This window comes from Aeromonas caviae (genome assembly GCF_000819785.1).
GTDB classification, from domain to species: Bacteria; Pseudomonadota; Gammaproteobacteria; order Enterobacterales; family Aeromonadaceae; genus Aeromonas; species Aeromonas caviae.
In genome coordinates this window covers 1-2,701 of sequence record NZ_CDBK01000002.1, presented here as the reverse complement: position 1 = coordinate 2,701, position 2,701 = coordinate 1, and the positions used below count along the sequence as shown (strand labels likewise).

Genomic DNA, 2,701 nt, shown 5'->3' with positions numbered 1-2,701 from the left:
CCAGCCTGCCGGCAGGCTGGAGTGAACGGCTCACAGGGAAAGTCACTCTGTCCAATGGTCAGGTGCTGGATGTCACCGCTGACGACGCCGTGAGCTGGCACTCCAGCGATCCTGCCATCGCCACTATCCGCAGCAGTGGTCCCGACAAAGGCATGGTGACCGGCGTGTCCCCAGGGACTGTCACCATTACCGCCTCCGGTGAGGCCAATGGCCAGCCCTTTAGCGCGACGGCCGAGGTGACCATTACCAGTCTCGTCGTGACCCAGGTACAGATCACCCCCGCCGTTTCCTCCTTGCCGATTGGCTTGAGTAAACAGCTCAAAGGAGAAGCCCTTCTGTACGATGGTCATCAGTCGATGCTGCTGCTGGATGTCACCACTGACGATGCCGTGAGCTGGAGCTCCAGCAACCCGGCCGTTGCCACCATCAGCAGCAGTGGTCCCGACAAAGGCGTGGTGACCGGCGTATCGACGGGCACTGTCACCATCACCGCCTCCGGTGAGGCCAATGGTCAGCACTTTAGCGCCACCGCCGAGGTGACCATCACCCACGCCGTCTTGACCCAGGTTCTAATCACCCCCACCGTTTCCGCCCTGCCTGCAGGCTTGAGTGAACAACTCAAAGGAGAAGCCCTGTTCTCAGATGGCCAGGTATTCGACTTCACCACTGATATCGCCGTGAGTTGGAGTTCCAGCAACCCGGCCATCGCCACCATCAGCAGCAGTGGTCCAGACAAAGGCATGGTCACCGGCGTATCGGCGGGCAACGTCACCATCACCGCTTCCGGTGAGGTCAACGGCCAGCCCTTCAGCGCCACCGCCGAGGTGACCATTACCCATGCCGTCGTGACCCAGGTTCAAATCTCCTCCACCATTTCCACCCTGCCTGTAGGCTTGAGTGAACTGCTCAAAGGGGAAGCCATACTCTCTGATGGCAAGGTACTCGATGTTACTGCGGATAACGCTGTGAGCTGGAGTTCCAGCAACCAGGCTGTAGCCACCATCAGCAGCAGTGGCGCCGACAAAGGCATGGTGATCGGCGTGTCTGCCGGGACTGTTACCATTACCGCCTCCGGTGAGGTCAATGGCCAACATTTCAGCGCCACCGCAGAAATAGAAGTAGAAGAGGTGGCTCTTTTACCGTTTTTCACAACTCCTGACACCATCAAGCGTAATTTGCGGAATGCCGATGCCTATTGTAAAGGACTGAACCCCGCATATCGCCTGCCAACCATAAAAGAGCTGGAAAATCTATTTATTCAGAGCACTTCTGCTACGGCTACCGGTCAGCCCAATTCAGAGATGTGTAGTGTTCACGGGTGGCCCCTGGGCAATCCCCATCAGTGTGGTGGTACTACCAGCTACTACTGGACCTGGGCCCGCAATACAACGGGGATACTCAGTCACCACAGCAAACACATGGGTAGCGGCAACACCAACTACGCCAGCATCAACAGTGAATACAACGTAACTTGCGTTCGTAAGGACATTTAGCCTTTAACCTGTTGCTGGCGCGCAAGCGCCAGCTATATCCGTGCGCTAGGGCATCTGCAACACAACACCGTCCTGCGCCCCCAGTAAGTAAACGTCTAGACAGTGAATAGATTACTGGCGGCCACTATCCGCCAACCAACACCTGGCGATTAACGCCGCTCTGATTGAAATCAGATGTTGTGAATGGGCTTATAAACACCCCCATCAAAAACATGATTTCCAGCCTGACTATCACGACGCAAATAAATTCATGCGAGCCCTTCAAGGCTTGCGCCAGAAATATAAACCTGGAGGACTTTACCTATGACAAAGATATTACGGTCATATGTCGCCCTGCTTTTTTCATTTTTATTATTGGGTTGTAGTGGTGGCTCAGAGGATTCCACCCCCGAGACCTCCCCATCGTTAGAACGGATCCATATTGTTGCCAGCCCGGTCAGCACTCGAGGAAGCAGTTCACTCATCCTGGCAAAAGGCAATAACCAGCCCTTTATTGCAACGGGTCATTACGGCGATGGTTCGGTCAAGGATCTGACGAGTGAGACAAGCTGGCATTCCAGTGACGACCGGATCGCCACCCTTTCGGCATCCGGTGCACTCACTGCAAGAGACGCAGGGACAACCACCGTCACGGCCAGCCACGATGGCATCATCAGCAACACAATCCAGATCACCGTCACCGATGCCGTCCTCACTGCCATCCAGGTCACGCCCCCAAGCGTGTCGGTCGGCAAAGGCCATACCCAACAGCTGACCGCCACCGCCACCTACAGCGACAACACCACGGCGGATGTGACCGGCAACGTCGCCTGGCTGCCAGCCGACATCACCACGGTCACCGTCTCCACCACCGGTCTTCTGATCGGCAGGATTGCGGGCTCCACGGAAGTGACCGCCAGCCTGGATGGCGTGACCAGCAACGCAGTCCAGGTCACCGTCACCGATGCAGTCCTCACCGCCATCCAGGTCACGCCCCCAAGCGTGTCGGTCGGCAAAGGCCAGACCCAGCAGCTAACTGCCACCGCCACCTACAGCGACAACACCACGGCCAATGTGACCGGCAGCGTCGCCTGGCTGCCAGCCGACATCACCACGGCCACCGTCTCCACCACTGGTCTTCTGACCGGCAGGATTGCGGGCTCCACGGAAGTGACCGCCAGCCTGGATGGCGTGACCAGCAACGCAGTCCAGGTCACCGTCACCGATGC

2 protein-coding genes are annotated in these 2,701 nt (G+C 57.5%); both read left to right on the top strand.

The annotated features are described in order from the left end of the window. The coding region (locus BN1120_RS00015; protein ID WP_202904025.1) for an Ig-like domain-containing protein at positions 1-1,493 on the top strand (1,493 nt) is incomplete at its 5' end. Between the two features lie 303 nt (positions 1,494-1,796). Further along, on the top strand, positions 1,797-2,701 hold a 905-nt coding region (locus BN1120_RS21140), incomplete at its 3' end, for an Ig-like domain-containing protein (protein WP_202904024.1).